Genomic DNA, 19,936 nt, shown 5'->3' on the forward strand with positions numbered 1-19,936 from the left:
GACAGTGAGGCTAACCAAGGATTGCATCATATGCAAATAATTTTACGGAGCGGAAATGACCGCTGAGACTTTCAAGACCGACGTGACGGTCAGCTTTGGTCATTGCGACCCGGCGGAGATCGTTTTTTATCCCAACTTCTTCCGGTGGTTCGACGCGGCCTTCCATTCGTTTCTGGAAAGTCGCGGCTGCGGGCAAAAGCGGCTGAAGCACGACCTCGGCACCGTGGGAACAGGCCTCATCGACGTGGGCGCGACATTTCGTTCGCCGGTGACTTTCGGCGAAACGCTGACGCTGTCGCTGACGATCGTCGAGTGGACGAGCCGCACCGTGAAGATCACCTATGAAGGGCATGTCGGTACGCGCCTGGCCTTCACCGGCCATGAGGTGCGCGGGCTTTTCATGGCGGAGGAGGGCGGTCGGCTTCGCGCGGCGCCCATCGAGCCTTTCAGGCAAATGCTGGAGCGAGGCCGTGGCTGAGAGCGACGAGCAGGGCCTGGCGACCGAGGCGACGGGCGGCATCCAGTCGCTCGACGCGGCGCTGCGGGTCCTGCTAGCCATGGGCGAGATGAAGGGCGCGGTGGGGCTTTCGGAACTTGCCCGTGCCTGTCACATGCCGGCAAGCAAAGTGCATCGCTATCTTGCCTCTTTCATCCATGCGGGCCTCGTTCGGCAGAACGGCCGGTCGGGGAGCTACGATCTTGGGCCTCGTGCGATCGATCTGGGGTTGGCGGCCCTCGGGCGGCATGATTTCGTCAATTCGGTCGCCGAAGGCATGCCCGAATTGACGGCGCAGACGGGGCTGACCTCGCTTCTCTGCGTCTGGGGGAATTCCGGCCCGACCGTCGTGCGCTGGGAGCGGGCAGCGTCCTTCATCGTCACGTCGCTCGGGCTCGGCACGACCTTGCCTCTGCTGACATCCGCGACGGGCCGTGTTTGCCTCGCCTATCTGCCGGCTCAAGTGACCGAACGGCTGCTGGAGGCCGAACTGGCACGGGCCACGGCCAGTCCGCGGATTTTCGACGGGCATCTGCCAAATCGAGCCGCCATCGCCACGCTGACCAGTGACATTCGCCAACGGGGCTATGCAACGGTGGACGGGCGGTTCATACCGGGGCTTGTGGCGATGGCCGCACCCATCCTCGATTGGCAAGGCCAAGCGCAGGCGGTGTTGACGCTGATCGGAGCCGACCCTTCCAGCATCGCCGAAGGATCGCGGGCGTTGTCTTCCCTCAAGAGCTTTTGCGCCCGCGAGGCGGTTCCAACTGGCAAGCCGACTGGTATCGCCTAACGACTGCGGATGGAACGATATCCCCCTCGTCGTCTTTTCGTCACGCAAATCAGCACCTATGTGGTTCGAACACTGAAAGCATCGAGGAGGCCCTGGGCATGGACGGTAATGACAAGAAGGCAATCGAGGATCTGTTTGCCCGGCTGACCGAGGTCGAGCGGCAGGGTATGGCGCGCGACGGGGAGGCTGAGGCCTTCATCCGCGACCAGATCTCGGTTCATCCCGGTGCTCCCTACTACATGGCGCAGACCATCGTGGTGCAGGAGCAGGCCCTTCAAGCGGCTCAGGCGCGTATCGAGGCGCTGGAGCAGCAACAACAGAGCGCGCCGGAGAGTGGCGGGTTTCTCGGCGGGCTCTTTGGCGGCGGGCAGCGGCCTTCCGGCCGGGTACCCAGCATTCCGCGCCGAAGTGCAGCCGGTGCCGTGCCGCCGCAAAGTGCTGCATTGGGTGGACGGGGCGCGGGTGGCGGTGGCTTTCTTGCCGGTGCCGCGCAAACAGCGATGGGTGTCGCTGGTGGCCTGCTTCTCGGCAACATGATCGCTGGCGCCTTTGCCGGTGATGAGGCTGACGCAGCCGAAGAGGTGCCGGCCGACGATGTGCCTGCGGACGATTTCGGCGGCGACGACATGGGCGGCGATTTCGGCGACATGGAGTTCTAACCGCTTCAGCCCCGCTTTTCCGGGGAGACCGAAGCGGCTATCACAGTGCGCAGCATAGGCGGCCGGGAAGGTCGTGCGGAGCTCTTGCAGCATGACTGGTCCGGTGGACGATCCCGCGGTTGATGAAATCCCGATGGATGGCGACCGACGCTTGCGTCGGCGTTTCCTGAAACGCCGCAAGAAGAAGCGGCCGCGGTTTTCACGGATACTCGAAGGATTGGCTGGCGATCCGACGCGTCAACGCGTGTCGGTCGGCGACATCATTGCGGCTATGGGCGATCGTGCTTTCGGCGCGCTCATGCTCGTGTTCGCGCTTCCGAACGCGATCCCGACCCCGCCCGGAACATCAGCCATTCTGGGCGCTCCGTTGGTCTTTCTGGCCGCGCAGATGATGTTCGGGCGGCGGCCTTGGCTGCCGCAGTTCATCGCCAATCGCTCCATGGCACGGCAGGATTTCGCCACGCTCGTCGGGCGTCTGGGGCCGTGGCTTTCGCGTGCGGAAAAGCTGCTGCGTCCGCGCCTCAGCACGCTCACGCTGCCGCCGATGGAATACCTGATCGGCTTCGTCTGCCTGATCCTGTCGCTTGTGCTCGTGTTGCCGATCCCGCTTGGCAACATGCTGCCGGCGATCGCCATCAGCATCTTCGCCTTCGGCGTTCTCGAGCGGGACGGTGTCTGGACGATCGCAGGCCTGATCATGTCGGCCATCTCGCTCTTCGTCGCGGCGGGCGTCGTCTATGCGCTGATCAAGGCGGTGTTTTACCTCATCGCCAACGCTCTGCACTGAGCGCAGGCCTTTCCCGAGCATGGGTTTAGGGACGGCCCTCCATGGTAGCCTTTCGTCGCCGCAGTGCCCGAGCAAGGAAATCGCAAAGCGTGCGAACGCGCTGGGGCGACTGATGGCCCTGCGCCGTCAGCACCCAGATGAACGTATCCATTTCGCGCCGCACCGGGCCGATGCGCATCAGCCCGTCCCGACTATCCCCCATGCAGCACGGCATGATGCCGAGCCTGCGGCCGCTCAAAAGCATCGCTGGAACGAGCGCAAAGCTGTCGGCGCGAAGGACGATGCGTTCGGGCTGCACGTTGTCGCTGATCCAGCCATGAGCGGGCGAGCCGGCGAGCGCCTCGCCGAGCCCCACCCAGGCGCACTGCTCGGTAAGCGGATCATCGATCTTCGCGAACTCCGTTGTGGCGCCATAAAGCGCAAAGGACAGGCCCGTTACCCTACGGCCTGTTAGCCATTGCGGCGGGGCGCGTGAAGGACGCACGGCAATGTCGGCCGCGTAGCGAGCGATATCCAGCTTGGAATTGGTGACATGCGTTTCGATGACGATATCGGGGTGCAGCGTCCCGAACTCCGCAATCATGTCTTCGAGGCCGCAGAGATAGATCGTGTCCGTGGTCGTCAGTTTGACGCGGCCCTCCAGGCGCCGGTGCCGCCCGAGGATTTTCTGCTCGATCTCCGCCACCGAATGGCTGACCGAGCGGGCGATCTCGACGATAGCATGGCAAGTGGGCGTCGGGCGGTAGCCGGACTGATCGCGATCGAAGAGCTTGACGCCGTAGTGCTTTTCCAGCGCGCTCATCCGGCGAAGCACCGTGGTATGGTCGACATCCAGCGCTGCGGCGGCAGCTTTGGCAGAGCCACCATCCACGACGGCAAGTACGAACCGAAGATCGTCCCAATTGGCGGAATGCATAATCGCACAACCTGACTGCATTGCTGCAAATTGTCGAGCTTAGAAGCGCGGTCTACAGTCAGTTATGCGATTTTGTCTTTGATGCACCAATTGAGGCGGAGGGAGATCGGTGTTGAGGAAGTTCAGCCTGGCGCTAGCCTGCCTTCTGATCTGCACGGGAGCGGCTAGCGCCGATGAGATCGAAGAGCGTCAGGCGCTGATGAAGCGCAATGGCGACACCATGAAGATCCTGGCGCCGATGGCCAAGGGCGAGGCGCCGTTCGACCAGGCGGCGGCCATGGAGGGCTTTGAACACTTCGTCGACACCGCCAATCGTCTGCCGGATCTGTTTCCCGAAACGTCGCGAACCGGCGGCGATACGGAAGCGAGCCCGAAGATCTGGGAGGATCAGGCTGGTTTCCAAGCGCAGATCGATGCATTTCGGGAGGATGCAGAAGCGGCTGTCGCTGCCGCGCCGGCAGACCTGGCGAGCTTTCAGACCGCATTCGGCTCGGTTGCCGAAAACTGCGGCGATTGCCATGAAACCTATCGCATCGAGAAGGAAAATTGACATTTCTCCGCCAGGCAGCGCTCGACTGTAACAATTCCCGCGCGCAATCCTGAGTGGAGGCCCGTTGATGGACAGGCGATGCCGACCCGACCCGGGATGGTGTTCCAAGCTGGGTCGAACGAGGGGTCTCCGCCCGCTCCGCGAAGGCCGGTCGCGCGAAGTTAAGCTTGCCCGTCAACGGGTTGTTCTTCGTCCCGGAAAGGGAATTTAGCGTTTTGAAATGTCAATCATGCTGACTTACTTAATGCTTATGCACCCACCACCGGTGGCAGCACGATGTGTACAATCCGCAAACTGTTGAAGGCCAGAATAGGCCGGTTAATCACAAATTAACAAACCCGTTTACAGCGAATTCTGCCGCGCGTAATATGCTGAATAGTTGAGACAGCGGGGGTTCAACATGTCGGCGATTTCTATCGCGTTCGTCGACGATCATCCTATCCTGTTAGAGGGGATCGTCAGCGTCTTTTCACGCAGTAATGAACTGAATATCGTTGCCAAGGGCTACACCACGGAAGACGCGCTGAAGATTGCCGAAACGCACTCTCCAGATATATTGGTCGTCGACCTGAGCATGCCCGGCGATATCTTCGAAGCGATTTCGAGGATCTCGGGACGGCAGACCAACACCAAGGTCATCGCCTTCACAGCAGCCACGGGTATCGATCAAGCGGTTCGGGCGCTCGATGCCGGGGCAAGCGGCTACGTTCTCAAGGGCAGCACGGCAGACGATCTACTGAATGCCGTCCATGCGGTCCGAACGGGCGAAACATTCATCACCCAAGGCTTTGCCGGCAAGGTGATTGCAGCTCTTCGCAACGCGTCGCTTCGCAAGGCTGCGGCCCAGGCCATCAAGCTCAGCATTCGCGAAGAACAGATCGTGCGGCTTCTCATGCGGGGCCGGACCAATCGCGAGATCGCCGAGCAGCTCCACATCAGCGAAAAAACGGTCAAGCACTACATGACCGTGCTGATGCAGAAGCTGAACGTGCGCAATCGCCTCGAGGTGGTCATCGCGGCGCAGAAGCTGGGCGACGTTGTGGACCCCGGAGCTGCCGCAGCTTCGGCGCATCAGACTTATTTGAACTGATCCAAGCACACGCCTTCGAAAGACATGTGGGGATGTCTTTCAGGGTGATGCTGCCCGGCACTATGAGTATAGAACGATCCGGGCAGCCGAAAAGATGTTTCGATGAGGGCGCCGGCGTCATGACGCCGGCGCTCTTTTTCGTGCGCGGAGCAGTTGCAATGCTGTCAGGCGCGCGTGACTGGATCGAATCGGATTGCGAGAATGGCCAACTTTGGGCTCGGCACATTGCCTAAAGTTGCGGGATATGCGCCGTGATACGGGTGCCGCCTTCGCGTGAGCTTTGCACATCGAGACGGCCCGCGAAGGCGCGGATGCGGTTCCGCATCCCCTTCAAGCCTAGACCGTGCGAGGCGGTGGCGACTTTGAGACCTTCGGCTGCGTGAGCACTCATGCCGGGTCCTTGATCGGACACCACCAGCTCGATTTCTTCGGCGTTGGAATGTGCTGCCACATGCTGGCCGACGCCGCCCGCATGTTTGACCGCGTTCGACAGGCCCTCCTGAACGATGCGGTAGGCGCAGATCTTCACCGGGTGAGATACCGAGGAGGGAAGTGTTCCGATGTCGGTCACGACACTGGTGCCGGTGAGGTTCTCATGTCGGTTGACGGCGAGGTTCACCACTTCTGCCAGCGAAAGATGTTCAAGCTCGGGGAGAGAGAGGCCGGCCGAGACGGTGCGGATCTCGGTCATGATCTCCTCGGCCAACGCGATGATCTCGCGGTCGCTTTCAGCTCGCTCTTGTGCCGTCATCTGCCCGTCGGTGAATGCACCGGATCGTGCTCCAAGCTTCAGGATGAGCAGGCTCAGCAGTTGCACCGGGCCGTCATGCAGATCTGAGCCGATGCGCCCGAGCAGCGTTTCGTTCGTGCGGGTGGAGTCAACGCGCGCCTTGTCGGCGCTGCGGCGCAGCCGTGCATTCTGGGCGGCCAGCTCGTTGGCTTCCTGAAGCTGGATACGCAGCTGCAGATCCTGCGCCTCGATCCTCTTGCTACCGCGCCGGACGAGCACATGCAGCAGTCCAAGCATCGGAATGGCTGTCACGGCAACGAGCAACCACGTCCAGGTTTCCAGGCGTCTGATCTCTGCCTGCAACGACGTCGCCTGCTGGTAGAATTCGCCGACGGCGACGATTTCGCCGGTGTCGCGATCGCGCAGCGGTGTGTAGATTTCCACGAGCGGTACGCCGACTTCGATGAGCCTGTCAGCATCGTCGTTCTGGCTTTCCTCGTAGCTTGTAACCACGCGACCGGCGAACGCATTGGCGAGATCATCGCTCGTCGATTTCAGGCCGATATTTGCCTTCTCGTCGCTGTAGATGACGATGCCGTCGCGGTTCCAGATTTTGACGGAGACGATCTGCCTCTGATCGACATTGCTGTTCATTCGGCCGTCAATCTGCCGGTGCACGTAAGGGGGGAGGGTCCCCTCAGGGGTCATGTTCTGCACATAGCGTTCCAGAAAGCTCTCGATATAGACCGCGCCGAACTCGCCGGCGGATTTCAGGATCGCGTTTTCCAGCCTGCTGTTTGCCCAGTAGCCCAGAACGAGCATGAGCGTGAAAACCACTGCCGTCGCACCGAGCATGAACTGACTGGCAAGGGTACCTGGGAAAAGCGTCCGCCACACTGTTCGCCATAGCGATACGGCTGTTCGCGCATGATCGCCATTCGAGCCGAGCGGCCCCGAGGTGGTCCTTGACGTGGCGCGCTCAGGCATCCGGTGCGATCCGAGGCGAGGCAGTCATCCTGCAAAGTCCCCAAGTGAAGTCGGCTGCATTTCCCATAGTTTATAGCACAAAGTTTAGCGAATGATGGATCGCAGTGGCGCGCAACCGGCGGTTCAAGTTGCGAAGCAGCAAAAGCGCTTGCTGTCATCGGACCAAAGTCGGTGATCGTCTCTCCTCCAAGGTCGATATTCGTCCCCTCCGAAGTCCTTCTACACCGTTCGACCTTGTGTGCTCGTCACGAAAGCGGGCGCAAGGGATGATCATGCCAGGCTCAGCCAGGTTCCGATTGGGGGAAACGATCGGAACAGGCCGGCTCGGGAGCGAGCGTTTCCGGGGATCGATGGAGCCAGGAAACTCGCGCGTGCTGGACTAGGGGCACGCCATCCGATGGAGGGCACAATGGCCGTTAAACTCAATCTCGCCGACCTGGAGTTCATCCTCAAGCAGATCAAGATCGCGGAGGGTAACTCCACCGCGCATTCGGGCACGAACGCCCGTGAGTTGACGGACATCTACGTCGACGCGCTGGGCAATGTCGTTCCGCAAGGGACGCCCGGCGCCGTGCTGGCGATCCCGGATCCAAAGACACCGTTTGGTCTGCGCACGGTCGACGGCAGCTACAACAACATTCTGCCGGGGCGCGAAATGTGGGGCGCTGCTAACCAGCCGATGCCGCGCCTCTTCGAGCCGACCTTCATCAACGACAATGACGGCGACAGCCTCGATCTCAACGGACCCGGTCCGGGCGGCGTTCTTCAGAACGGCAACTATGCGCCTGGCTCGAGCGTCGTCGATGCCGATCCGCGTACGATCTCCAACCTCGTTGCGGACATGTCGATCAACAACCCGGCCGCGATCTTTGCGGCGCTGGTTTATGCCGGATCGGAAGATCCCCAGGCGGATCTCGAGGCGATCCTTGCGCGAAAGATCACGCCCACTGCCGCAGCCGAAGCGCTTGCCGCGGCGCAGCTTGCCGTTGATGAGGCGACGGACCTGCTGACGCAGGCCATCGCGGAATTCTCGCCGACCGATCCGACGACGATCGACACCATTCAGGACGCCGCCATCGATCTCGCCGAAGCGGAAGCAGCACTTGCTGAAGCACAGGCGGTCGCCGCCGATCCGCAGGCCGCGATGCGCGCATTGGCCGAAGAAAAAGGCATCACCTTCAACGGCAACACGATCGACATTCCGAACGTCGCACCCGACGAAGGTCTTTCCGCACCGTTCAATGCCTGGATGACCTTCTTCGGCCAGTTCTTCGACCACGGTCTCGACCTCATCACGAAGGGCGGTTCCGGCACGATCTACGTGCCGCTCGCAGCCGACGACCCGCTTGTCACGCACGGGCCGGACGGTATCGCCGGCAATGGCGACGAAGTCCGTCCAGAGTCGCAGTTCATGGTGCTGACGCGGGCGACGCCCGCCCCCGGCCCCGGCGGCGTCCCGACCCAGACCAACGTGACGACGCCGTTTGTCGACCAGAACCAGACCTACACGTCGAACGCGTCGCATCAGGTGTTCCTGCGCGAATACACGCTGGTCGACGACAAGCCGATGGCAACAGGTCGGCTTTTGGGCAGCGAAGATGGCGGCCTGGCAACCTGGGCGGATGTTAAGGCGCAGGCTTTAAACCTGCTCGGCATCCAGCTCTCTGACATGGACGTGTTCGCCGTTCCGCTTCTGCGCACGGACGCCTATGGCGAATTCATCCGCGATGCCAACGGCTTCCCGCAGGTCGTGCTCTCTCTTGGCCCCGACGGCATTCCCAATACCGACGATGACGGCGTCGCCAGCGGAACGCCCTCGAACCCGGTCGTTCTTCACACGCCAGTGGCCGGCGTACCTACGCCCCTCGGCTCGGTTTCGCCCGTTCGAACGGCGAACGCTTTCCTCGACGATATCGCGCACAACGCCGTGCCGAAGCTCCTTGTCGATCACGACCGCAATCCGGCGACGCCGCAGGTCGCCGTCACGCCCGATGAGGACGATATCGCTGGCAACGTGATCGAATCGAACGGGTTCGGCGTCAATCTCACCTATGACGACGAACTGCTCGATCGCCACTTCATCACGGGGGACGGTCGCGGCAACGAAAATATCGGACTTACCGCCGTTCACCACATCTTCCATTCGGAACACAACCGACAGGTCGATGCCCAGAAGCTCACGATCCTGCAAAGCGGCAATCTCGCGTTCATCAATGAATGGCTGACGACGGATCTCCCGCAGGGTACGGTCCTGCCGACCAATCTTGCGGAAGCGCAGGCTTTGGCTGCTCAGCTCAACCTCACTGCGGCATGGGACGGCGAGCGTCTTTTCCAGGCGGGCCGTTTCGCCACGGAAATGCAATATCAGCACCTGGTCTTCGAAGAGTTCGCTCGCAAGATCCAGCCGAACATCGACGTCTTCGTGTTCAACAGCATTCCGGACATCAATCCGTCGATCTTCGCCGAATTCGCCAACGTGGTTTACCGCTTCGGCCATTCGATGCTCACGGAGAACATGCCGCGCATCGATGACAACGGGAACCCGTTCAACGAAGACGTCGATCTCGTCGAGGCGTTCCTGAATCCTGTCCTTTACGACAACGACCACACGATTTCGCATGACGAGGCGGCTGCTGCCATCGTGCGCGGCATGACGATCGAGCGCGGCAACGAGATCGACGAGTTCGTCGTCAATGCGCTGCGCAACAACCTGCTCGGCCTGCCGCTCGACCTTGCCGCCATCAACATCGCTCGCGGTCGCGACACCGGCATGCCATCACTCAACGATGCCCGCGAGCAGCTTTATGCCGCCAGCGGATCGACCTTCCTGACGCCCTACACGAGCTGGGCGGAATTTGCCGCCAATCTGAAGAACCCGATCTCGGTCGTGAACTTCATTGCGGCCTACGGCAAGCATCCGCTGATCGCGGGCACGATGGAAGAAAAGCGCGCCATCGCTCTGGAGCTTGTCCTCGGCGTCGACGCCGACGGGTTCCCGACCGAAATCGCCGACCGCGAGGAATTCCTCAACAGCACAGGGGCTTGGAACGCCGCCAATAGCGGTCTCAACGACATCGATCTTTGGATCGGCGGCCTGGCCGAAAAGAAGATGCCGTTCGGCGGGATGCTCGGTTCCACCTTCAACGCCGTTTTCGAACTGCAGCTGGAAAACCTGCAGGATGGCGACCGGTTCTATTATCTTACCCGCACGCAGGGCCAGAACTTCCTCAACGAGCTGGAGCAGAACTCCTTCTCCAAGATCATCATGGCCAACACGGCCCTTGCCGATCCCGGTCCGGACGGCATTCGCGGGACGTCCGACGACATCGTGCTGCGCCATATCGGCGTCGATTCCTTCGCCCGGTACGACTACGTTCTCGAGGTCAACGAAGCCAATCAGGCGGATCAGAACGGCAACCTGCCGGGCAAGGATCCCGTTGGCCAGGACGCCTATCTCGAAGCCATGGGCCTCGGCAAGGTCGTGCGCAACGATCCTGGTACAGTTGGCCCCGATGCGAACTATCTCCGCTTCTTCGGCGGCGAGCACGTGGTCTTTGGCGGCACCAACGGCAATGACACGATCATCGCCGATTTCGGGGATGACGGCATCTGGGGCGATGCGGGCGATGACCGCATCGAAGCGGGTGCAGGCGTCGACCTCGTCAATGGCGGTGCCGGCAACGACATCATCACCGACTCCGGCGACACGGGCGACTTCCTGAAGGGTGAGGAAGGCGACGACGTCATCGCCAACTCCAACGGCCTCGATATCATCATGGGTGGATCGGGCAAGGACGCGGTCTTCGTTGGTGTGGATGCGACCGAAGTCTTCGGTGGCCAGGGTGACGACTTCATCCTCGGCGGCGACGACATGGACTTCCTCATGGGCAATGAGGGCGACGACTGGATCGAAGCTGGCAACGGCTTCGACACGACGGCCGGGGACAACTCCGAACTCTTCTTCAACTCGGCCATCAAGGGCCACGACGTGATGTTCGCCGGCAATGACGAGCACGATTTCGACGCCGAATCCGGCGACGACATCATGGTCCAGGGCGAAAGCGTCATGCGCAACGAAGGCATGTTCGGCTTCGACTGGGCGATCTTCAAGGGCATGCAGTTCGACGGCTATGCCGACATGCGCATCCCGATCTTCACCACCGAAGCGGAAGACATCCTGCGCAACCGCTTCGACAAGACCGAAGCGCTGTCCGGCTGGAACAATAACGACACGCTGATCGGCGACGACCGCGAGTTCGGCGAAGTCGGCCCTGGCGATACCGTCGCCACCACCGAGAACATCTTCTTCAACGATGGGCTCGACGCCGCAGGTCTTGCACGCATCAACGGCTTGAACAGCATCGTTTCGCTCGGCGCAAACGGTCTCTTCGAAAGCGGCAACGTTCTGCTTGGCGGTGCCGGCAGCGACCGGCTGCAGGGCAATGGCGGCGATGACATCCTCGATGGCGACCGCTGGCTGAACGTGCGGATCGCGATCCATCTGGGCGCTGATGGCTCCGGGCCGGAAGCCGCTTCCGTCGACACGATGAAGCATGTCTTCACCGCAGCCGAGGTCGCTGCCCTGGGGCTTGGACCACAGTGGGCCAACAAGTCGCTGTTCGAACTAATGGTCGCCCGGCAGATCACCCCGGCGCAGATGAAGATCGTGCGTGAAGTGATCGACAGCAACGACTCCACTTCGGTCGACGTCGCCGTCTTCAACGACGTGATCGAAAACTACACGATCACGCACAACGCCAATGGCAGCGTGACGGTAACGCAGAATGTGGTGAGCGCTGTCGTCAATCCGCAGACGGAGCGCAACCTCGTCTCCGACGGGACGGACACCGTCTGGAACATGGAAGAGCTGCACTTTGCGGGCGGCGAGGTCTATTCGGTTGCCCAGGCGGCGCAGGGTGCGCCAGTCCTCAGCAGCGTGACGCCGCGGCAGGGCCAGGTGCTGACGGCTAATCTCGCCGGCATCACCGATCTGAACGGACTTGCGGGCGTGGTTCTGGCAGTGCGCTGGCAGTCTCTGGTCGATGGCGTCTGGGTGGATATTCCGGGTGCCGTGGGCGCAACTTTCACGCCCACCGCTGCGCAACTCGGCCTCTCGCTTCGTGCAGCCGTCAGCTTCACCGACAATGGTGGCTTTGCGGAAGAGCTCTTCTCAGCGCCGAGCGACCTCGTCGGCATTGTCTACAATGGCAATGGCGGGGCCAACACAGTGTCGGGTTCGGATGGCTCTGATCTGATGAACGGTGCCGGCGGCAACGACGTGCTCAGCGGTCTTCGCGGCAACGATACGCTGAATGGTGGTACCGGCAACGACACGCTCAACGGTAACGAGGACACTGACACGCTGAACGGCGACGCGGGCAACGACACGCTGAATGGTGGAACGGGCAACGACACGCTGAACGGTGGTCTCAACAATGACACGCTGAACGGCGGGGCTGACAATGACACACTGAATGGCGATGGCGGCACTGATACGCTGAACGGCGAAGACGGCGATGATACGCTCTTCGGCGGCACTGCCAACGACACCATCAATGGCGGCGCGGGCAATGACACCATTACCTGGAACGTGGGCGACGGCCGCGACATCATCGACGGCGGCGTCGGCGGCACCGATACGGTCATCATCAATGGCGACGCCACTCAGGAGACGTTCCGGGTCTATACGCGCCAGGCGTGGGACGATGTTCCGGGCAACAATATCGCTGCCTTGAATGCCAACACGGAGATCGTGATCACCCGAAACGGGACCAACAACGCCTCGATCATCGCCGAACTCCGCAATATAGAGGAGATCGTGATCAACACCGGCAACGGCGCCGACGCCGTCCTTCCGGTCGGCAACTTCTCGCCGACGACGCTGAGCCAGAACACGATCCGGGTGAATTCCGGCGTGGGCGATAAGACGATCGACATTTCCGGCCTCTTGTCATCGCACCGCCTCCACTTCACCTCGCTCGGCGGCAACGTGACGCTGATCGGGACGCTGCGGCCGCAGGACGTGGTGGTGCTCGCACCCGGCGATGAGATCACGAGCTATGTGCTGACGACCAACCCGAATGGGACCAAGACGTTCGGCAACGGGACGAACTCGATCACCTTCACCGGCGATCTGCCGCCCCAGTTCCAGCAGGCGTCGCCGCCTGAGGACAATGACGACGAAACCGAGAACGAAGACGACGACGACAACGGCGTCGACGTCGGCGACGACGAGCACGAAGAAGGCGAAGACGCGGAAGACGACGACGACTCCGACGAAGATGGAGACGACGAGGAGGCGGATTCCGGCACGGACGATGACGACGATGACTCCGATGATGACGATGACGATGACGATGACTCCGACGATGATGCTGACGGACAGGGAAGCGTCATTATCGGTGGGACCAACCCGGGCGAGATCATCGGTACGGAAGGCGCCGATATCCTGGTCGGACGTCCGCAGGCCGATACGATCATCGCGCTCGGCGGCGACGACACCATCACGGCCGGCGACGGCGAAGACGCGATCTTCGGTGGCGATGGCGACGACATCATCCATGCCCATGGCAACCAGGACGATGTCTTCGGCGGGGCCGGAAACGACCGGATCGATGCGGGCTGGGGCCACGACACGGTCTATGGCGAGGATGGCGACGACGTTCTCATCGGTGCCGAAGGCAGCGACAAGCTCTTCGGCGGCGCGGGCAAGGACCTGTTCGTCGCAACCGTTGGGGATGATGCCGACATCTACTGGGGTGGCGAAGGCATCGACACGATCGACTACGCTGCACTCACCGAGGCCCTGACGATCAATCTCGGCAACGGCCTCAATGAGCGGGGCAGCGTGACGACCGCATCGGGTGTCCGCGACGTGATCTACTCGATCGAAAACGCGATTGGCGGTGGCGGCAACGACACCATCATCGCCAGCGACGCGATCAACGTGCTCGACGGTGGCGAGGGGTCGGACGTCTACCGCTTCCTGTCCACACTCGCAGCGGATGGCGACACGATCATGAATTTCGAGCCGGGCGACCGGATCGACGTTTCGGCGATCGACGCGAATGTGGGGGCCGCTGGAAATCAGCAGTTCCAGCTGATCTCAGGGGGATCGTTCACGTCGGCAGGCCAGATCAGGCAGAGCCATATCACGACGGATGACGGCGAGTTCACCATCCTCTCGGGCAATGTCGACGGCAACACCGACGCGGACTTCGAGATCGCAATCAAGGGCAGGCATCACCTGACCGACACCGACATCCTGAGCTGACAGTGCATGAGAAATGCCGATCCGCCGGTCGAGGAACCGGCGGATCGGACGCAAGAACAGGCAATCGTTCCAATGCAGTTGCCACTCTCCGGGGGTTCATTCGATGAACAAGACCAGCAAGAAGACCAATGCGGCCGCGAGTGCCAAGGTGCCGAACGTTCTCGGCAAGATGCGCTCCATAGGCATCTATCTTTTCGCCTTGTCGGGCATCATCAACATTCTGGCGCTGACCGGCGCCATGTACATGCTTCAGATCTACGATCGGGCCCTGACGTCCGGAAGCATGCCGACGCTGATCGCGCTCTCCGCGCTGGCGATCGGCCTTTATCTGTTCCAGGGCATATTCGACATCCTGCGCTCGCAGATACTGGTGCGCATCGGCGCACGCTACGACGCCGAACTGGCACCGATGGCGCACAGCGTCGTGATCGAGATGCCCCGCTTCGGCTATTCCACGTCCGAGGCGATGGAACGTGGCCGCGACGTCGATACGATTCGTGGCTTTCTTTCCGGACAGGGCCCGGTGGCACTGTTCGACCTGCCCTGGATGCCGGTCTTCCTGATCTTCATCTATGCGCTGCATCCCATGCTCGGGCTCCTGACGCTAGGTGGCGCCATCGTGCTGGCCTGCCTGACGATCGCGACAGAAATGCTGACGCGCCGTTCGAGCCGGGAGATGAACAAGGCGGCGCTGATGCGCAACACGCTTGCCGATGGCCACGCCGCCAATGCGGAAATCCTGAAGGCGATGGGCTTCACGGGCCGCGCGGTCGAGCGGTTCGAAGAAGCCAACAAAGCGCATCTGGCCTTGCAGACGAAGACGAGCGACATCACGGGCACGTTCAGCGGCCTTTCCAAGGTGCTGCGCATGATCCTGCAGTCGGCCGTTCTCGGCATGGGGGCGTTTCTGACAATCCAGGGCGAGCTTTCAGCAGGCGGCATCATCGCCGCGTCGATCGTTTCCGCCCGCGCATTGGCTCCGGTCGATCTGGTCATCGGCCAGTGGAAGGGCATGCAGGCAGCCCGGCGCAGCTTCAAGCGCCTGGGTGAAACGCTCGCGGCAATGGAAGACAAGTCGGCCCTGATCGATCTACCCATGCCGGCCCGCAGTCTGAAGGTTGAGAACGTCACGATCGCCGCCCCGGCATCGGGTGCCGTGCTGCTCGGCGAAGTCAGCTTCGAGCTGAAGAGCGGGCAGGCGCTTGGACTGATCGGGCCGAGCGGTGGCGGCAAGACATCACTGGTTCGTGCGCTGGTCGGCATCTGGCCGCTTCTGCGCGGCGCGATCCGTCTCGATGACGCGGATCTGGAGCAGTATCGCGAGGATGTTCTGTGCAAGGCAATTGGCTATCTTCCACAAGACGTGGCGTTGCTCGACGGCACGATCGCCGAGAACATTTCTCGGTTCGACCGCGATCAAAACGCCCGCAAGATCGTGATTGCTGCAAAGGCGGCGGGTGTGCACGAGCTGATCGTGCGGCTTCGCGAAGGGTACCAGACGCAGCTCGGTTCCAACGGGATGGCGCTTTCGGCCGGTCAGCGCCAGCGCATCGGCCTCGCCCGTGCGCTCTATGACGATCCGTTCCTGGTGGTGCTCGACGAGCCGAACTCGAACCTCGACGGAGAAGGCGAAGCCGCACTGACGGCGGCGATCGCTGGCGTGCGCAACCGTGGCGGCATCGTCGTTGTCGTGGCGCACCGGCCAAGTGCGCTTGCCGCGGTCGACATGGTCGGCATGGTTCAGAATGGCCGGCTGGTCGCATTTGGGCCGAAGGAAGAAATCCTTCAGGAAACGCCGCCGCGCCGCAAGCCCGCCTTGGCGGAGCGTGGGGAACTCGCCCGTCGGCCGCTTGAACGCACCAACGCCTGAGAGACCGAGGAACTGGAACAATGGACGAGCGGCTCTTTCTCAATCGGTGGCAGAACACCAACCCCACCGCAGCCAAAAAGCGCTTCGAGGAGACCGAGGGCGGTGGGCGCATGCAGACGATGGCGATGATGCCTTTCATCGCCGTCGGCCTGTTTACCGCCTTGCGAAAGCTGTTCGGCAACGAGGCTGAGGCCTTCTCGTCCGACAGGCCGCTTCGCGACGTGGCGGAAGCTGTGCCGGAGCCTCAGAGCGACCCGCTGTCGTTCGAAACAGACATTGCTCGGATCGCGCAGATCGCATCGTCGCTCAACCAGCTCTCGGCCGATATCTCAGCCGGGATCGGCGCGCGCATCTCGTTTCTCGGGCAGACAGGCGACGCCGTAGCGTTCGAGGCTGGCCTGCGCGCAGCCGGCGGCGGTTCGCTCCGTCCCCTGAAACCGGGCAAGACCGGACGGGCGAACGACAATCATGTCGAAGGCACGCCATCGCCGCGCAAGGTGAAGCCGGAAGAACGGCCTGCCAAACGGCGCGACGATGACGACGGCAAGGAGAAGACGCCGAACCGTGCGCCCACGCTTGCCGGGCCCGTCAGCCTGAAGGACAGTCTGGTCAACCAAGCGATCGTCATTGCGGCAGCCGACCTGCTCGTCGGTGCGTCGGATGCGGACGGCGACGTCCTGACGATTCAGGACCTGTCGGTGTCCTCCGGTACGATCACGCAGACTGCGCCCGGCAAGTGGCTCTACACGCCTGCATACGACTATGTCGGCGAAGTGATATTCACCTACAAGATCAGCGACGGAAAGACGTCCGTCCAGCAGGTCGCTTATAGCGATCTCGATTACGAAGATCCCGACATCATCGGAACGAACGGCAACGACATCCTGATCGGCACGCCGGATCCGGACCGGATGTTCGGCCTGGATGGCGATGATCTGATCTACGGCCGGGCGCAGAACGACACCCTCTTCGGCGGCAACGGCAACGACCGTCTTTATGGCGAGGATGGCGACGACACGCTCTTCGGCGGCTTCGGTGACGACATGCTGTTCGGTGGCCGCGGCAACGACCGACTGTTCGGTGAAGAGGGCAACGACAAGCTGTTTGGCGGGGAGGGCGATGACCGGCTCTCCGGCGATGCTGGCCATGACCATCTGGACGGCGGCGAAGGCAAGGACCACCTCGACGGGGGGATTGGGGACGACGTTCTCGATGGCGGGACGGAAGACGACATTCTCTTGGGCGGCCTCGGCAACGACCTCGCCCGAGGCGGCGACGGTGCCGACCTGATCCGCGTAGGTGCGGGCGACGACGTCGCTGAAGGCGGTGCCGGCGATGACGTCATCGGGGGCGAGGCTGGGGACGATTATCTCTCGGGCGGCGATGGTGCGGACGAGATTTCCGGTGGAGACGGCGCGGACCAGCTAAGCGGCGATGCGGGTGACGACTTCCTCGCGGGCGACGCCGGTAATGACACGCTCGACGGTGTCGAGGGGCACGACGAATTGACCGGCGGCGCCGGCGATGACGCATTGTCCGGCGGTAATGGCAACGACGATCTCAGCGGTGACGCCGGCGATGACGTTCTCGACGGTGGCGAGGGCCGCGACACGATCGATGGCGGCGAAGGCGTCGATGTGATCCTGGCTGGCGCCGGCGACGATGTTGCCGAAGGCGGTGCGGGTGACGATGTCATCGAAGGGCAGGCCGGGGATGACGAGCTGTCCGGTGGCGATGGTGCAGATGAGATTTCCGGCGGTGACGGCGCAGACCAGCTGAGCGGCGATGCGGGCGACGATGTGTTGTCGGGTGACGCCGGTGACGACGTTATCGATGGGGGCATCGGGAATGACGAGATCGACGGTGGCGAAGGCCATGACACGATCGATGGTGGCGAAGGTGCCGACGTCATCCTGGCTGGCGCTGGCGACGATGTTGCCGAAGGCGGTGCGGGGGATGATGTCATCGAAGGGCAGGCCGGGGACGACGAACTGTCCGGTGGCGATGGTGCAGATGAGATCTCCGGCGGCGACGGCGCGGACCAGCTGAGCGGGGATGCCGGTGACGACGTGTTGTCGGGTGACGCCGGTGACGACGTTATCGATGGAGGCATCGGTAACGACGAGATCGACGGTGGCGAGGGCCATGACACGATCGATGGCGGCGAAGGCGTCGATGTGATCCTGGCTGGCGCCGGCGACGATGTTGCCGAAGGCGGTGCAGGTGATGATGTCATCGAGGGCCAGGCCGGGGATGACGAACTGTCCGGTGGCGATGGTGCGGATGAGATTTACGGCGGTGACGGCGCGGATCAACTGAGCGGGGATGCCGGCGATGACGTGCTTGCGGGTGACGCCGGTGACGACGTTATCGATGGGGGCATCGGTGACGATCAGATCGACGGTGGCGAGGGCCATGACACGATCGATGGCGGTGACGGCGCGGACCAGCTGAGCGGGGACGCTGGCGACGATGTGCTTGCGGGTGACGCTGGTGACGATGTCATCGATGGGGGCACCGGGGATGACACGCTTTCGGGCGGGACCGGTGCGGACGAGTTGATCGGCGGCGAAGGCGATGACAGCCTGGATGGCGGCGAGGGCGCCGATGTCATCCTCGCAGGCTTCGGCGACGACGTCGCAGACGGCGGATCCGGGGACGATGTCATCGAAGGCAACGAGGGAGACGATGTCCTGTCCGGCGGCACCGGCAATGACTGTGTCGATGGCGGGGCAGGCGATGACCTGATCCGTGGCGGCGCGGGCGGAGACCTGCTGTTGGGTGCTGAAGGCGACGATGTCATCGAAGGCGGTGACGGCAACGACACCGTCAATGGTGGCGAAGGCGCCGATACGCTGAGCGGCGATGAAGGCGACGACGTTCTGATCGGCGGCGCCGGTGACGACCTGATGGCGGGCGGTAAAGGTGAAGACGTCCTCCATGCTGGTCTTGGAGACGACGTTCTCGACGGCGGCGAAGGCGGCGATATCCTGCATGGCGACGAAGGCAACGATGTCGTTGACGGCGGAGCCGGCGATGATGTCATCGATGGTGGCGAAGGCGCCGACGTGCTGGTTGGTAGTGCCGGCGACGACATCGTTTCCGGTGGCGAAGGTGGCGATGTCATCACCGGCGGCGATGGCGCCGACATGCTCTATGGAGATGAAGGCGACGATATCTTCATTGCCATCTCTGAAGATGGCGATGATCTCATCATCGGCGGCAGCGGTGTCGACACGTACGATCTCTCGCAGATCGTCGCCGACGTGCTTGTCGATTTGCCGGGGGGCTTCGTGCAGAGCCTTGATACTGGGTATGACGAAGTTTTCGATATCGAGAACGTGCGCGGCGGCCGGGGCAACGACTGGCTGGTCGCAGACGACTCCGTCAACGTCTTCACCGGCGGATACGGCAACGACACGTTCGTCTTCCGCAAGCTGCGCGATCTGACGAACGAGGGCGGTCCTCGCGACGAGATCACCGACTTTACCGTGGGCGATCGGATCGACTTCTCACGATTGTCCGGCCCTGAAGGCCAGCTCTTCGTCGATATCGCCGGCGCCACGTTCACCGAAGCCGGCAGCGTCGGCTTCCGCCATGAGCGATTTGGCGACCGCGACTACACGATCGTCTCGGGGACAACCGACAGCGACCCCGACGCAGAATTCGAACTTGCACTTCTCGGACATCACCAGCTGACGCGCGAAGATTTCATTCTCGCGGCACGCGACATCGACGCACAGGCATGACACGCGGCAGCGAACATGCCGCCTCTTTATTTTGTG

The 19,936-nt window shown here is 62.3% G+C and carries 10 protein-coding genes and 2 pseudogenes; 10 read left to right on the plus strand and 2 right to left on the minus strand.

Features of this window, described 5'->3' with window-relative positions:
* Positions 1-55 precede the first annotated feature (55 nt).
* The 4 genes from D5400_RS06480 to D5400_RS06495 all read left to right on the plus strand — a co-directional run bounded on the left by D5400_RS06480 (position 56) and on the right by D5400_RS06495 (position 2,735).
* Entirely contained in the window at positions 56-478 is a 423-nt protein-coding gene (locus D5400_RS06480; RefSeq protein WP_126008784.1) for an acyl-CoA thioesterase, read from the plus strand.
* Positions 471-1,289, plus strand: coding sequence for an IclR family transcriptional regulator (locus D5400_RS06485; RefSeq protein ID WP_245451455.1), 819 nt, complete (start codon positions 471-473; stop codon positions 1,287-1,289). Before D5400_RS06480 ends, D5400_RS06485 begins: the two co-directional genes overlap by 8 nt.
* Before the next feature lie 98 nt (positions 1,290-1,387).
* Entirely contained in the window at positions 1,388-1,948 is a 561-nt protein-coding gene (locus D5400_RS06490; RefSeq protein WP_126008788.1) for a DUF2076 domain-containing protein, read from the plus strand.
* Between the two features lie 91 nt (positions 1,949-2,039).
* The gene (locus tag D5400_RS06495) at positions 2,040-2,735 is read left to right on the plus strand and encodes an exopolysaccharide biosynthesis protein (protein ID WP_245451456.1); all 696 of its coding nucleotides are present in this window, start codon (positions 2,040-2,042) and stop codon (positions 2,733-2,735) included.
* Between the two features lie 25 nt (positions 2,736-2,760).
* On the opposite strand, the gene D5400_RS06500 is transcribed toward D5400_RS06495, so the two are convergent.
* The gene (locus D5400_RS06500) at positions 2,761-3,651 is read right to left on the minus strand and encodes a LysR family transcriptional regulator (protein WP_164527810.1); all 891 of its coding nucleotides are present in this window, start codon (positions 3,649-3,651) and stop codon (positions 2,761-2,763) included.
* A 112-nt stretch (positions 3,652-3,763) separates the two neighbouring features.
* Here D5400_RS06500 and D5400_RS06505 point away from each other — a divergent pair, with 112 nt between their 5' ends.
* The gene (locus D5400_RS06505) at positions 3,764-4,201 is read left to right on the plus strand and encodes a c-type cytochrome (RefSeq protein WP_126008792.1); all 438 of its coding nucleotides are present in this window, start codon (positions 3,764-3,766) and stop codon (positions 4,199-4,201) included.
* Positions 4,202-4,601: 400 nt separating this feature from the next.
* Entirely contained in the window at positions 4,602-5,291 is a 690-nt protein-coding gene (locus D5400_RS06510; protein WP_126008793.1) for a response regulator, read from the plus strand.
* Between the two features lie 229 nt (positions 5,292-5,520).
* Here D5400_RS06510 and D5400_RS06515 read toward each other — a convergent pair whose 3' ends face one another.
* Positions 5,521-6,858 carry a sensor histidine kinase gene (locus tag D5400_RS06515; RefSeq protein ID WP_164527811.1) on the minus strand — a complete coding sequence of 446 codons (1,338 nt, stop codon included), beginning with the start codon at positions 6,856-6,858 and terminating at the stop codon, positions 5,521-5,523.
* Between the two features lie 559 nt (positions 6,859-7,417).
* On the opposite strand from D5400_RS06515, the pseudogene D5400_RS06520 reads away from it, so the two are divergent.
* The 4 genes and pseudogenes from D5400_RS06520 to D5400_RS06530 all read left to right on the plus strand — a co-directional run.
* A pseudogene (locus D5400_RS06520) lies at positions 7,418-12,424 on the plus strand (peroxidase family protein); the annotation flags it as partial.
* Positions 12,425-14,281 (plus strand): annotated as a pseudogene (locus D5400_RS21815) (calcium-binding protein); the annotation flags it as partial.
* Between the two features lie 103 nt (positions 14,282-14,384).
* Entirely contained in the window at positions 14,385-16,151 is a 1,767-nt protein-coding gene (locus D5400_RS06525) for a type I secretion system permease/ATPase (RefSeq protein WP_126008796.1), read from the plus strand.
* 20 nt (positions 16,152-16,171) lie between these two features.
* Positions 16,172-19,900 carry a cadherin-like domain-containing protein gene (locus tag D5400_RS06530; protein WP_126008797.1) on the plus strand — a complete coding sequence of 1,243 codons (3,729 nt, stop codon included), beginning with the start codon at positions 16,172-16,174 and terminating at the stop codon, positions 19,898-19,900.
* Positions 19,901-19,936 lie beyond the last annotated feature (36 nt).

The organism is Georhizobium profundi, assembly GCF_003952725.1.
GTDB lineage: Bacteria > Pseudomonadota > Alphaproteobacteria > Rhizobiales > Rhizobiaceae > Georhizobium > Georhizobium profundi.

Excerpts from the sequence above, each read along its gene's own strand:
- D5400_RS06500 (WP_164527810.1), bottom strand. The coding sequence starts at position 3,651 with ATGCATTCCGCCAATTGGGACGATCTTCGGTTCGTACTTGCCGTCGTG.
- D5400_RS06530 (WP_126008797.1), top strand. The coding sequence starts at position 16,172 with ATGGACGAGCGGCTCTTTCTCAATCGGTGGCAGAACACCAACCCCACC.
- D5400_RS06510 (WP_126008793.1), top strand. The coding sequence starts at position 4,602 with ATGTCGGCGATTTCTATCGCGTTCGTCGACGATCATCCTATCCTGTTA.
- D5400_RS06525 (WP_126008796.1), top strand. The coding sequence starts at position 14,385 with ATGAACAAGACCAGCAAGAAGACCAATGCGGCCGCGAGTGCCAAGGTG.
- D5400_RS06495 (WP_245451456.1), top strand. The coding sequence starts at position 2,040 with ATGACTGGTCCGGTGGACGATCCCGCGGTTGATGAAATCCCGATGGAT.
- D5400_RS06480 (WP_126008784.1), top strand. The coding sequence starts at position 56 with ATGACCGCTGAGACTTTCAAGACCGACGTGACGGTCAGCTTTGGTCAT.
- D5400_RS06490 (WP_126008788.1), top strand. The coding sequence starts at position 1,388 with ATGGACGGTAATGACAAGAAGGCAATCGAGGATCTGTTTGCCCGGCTG.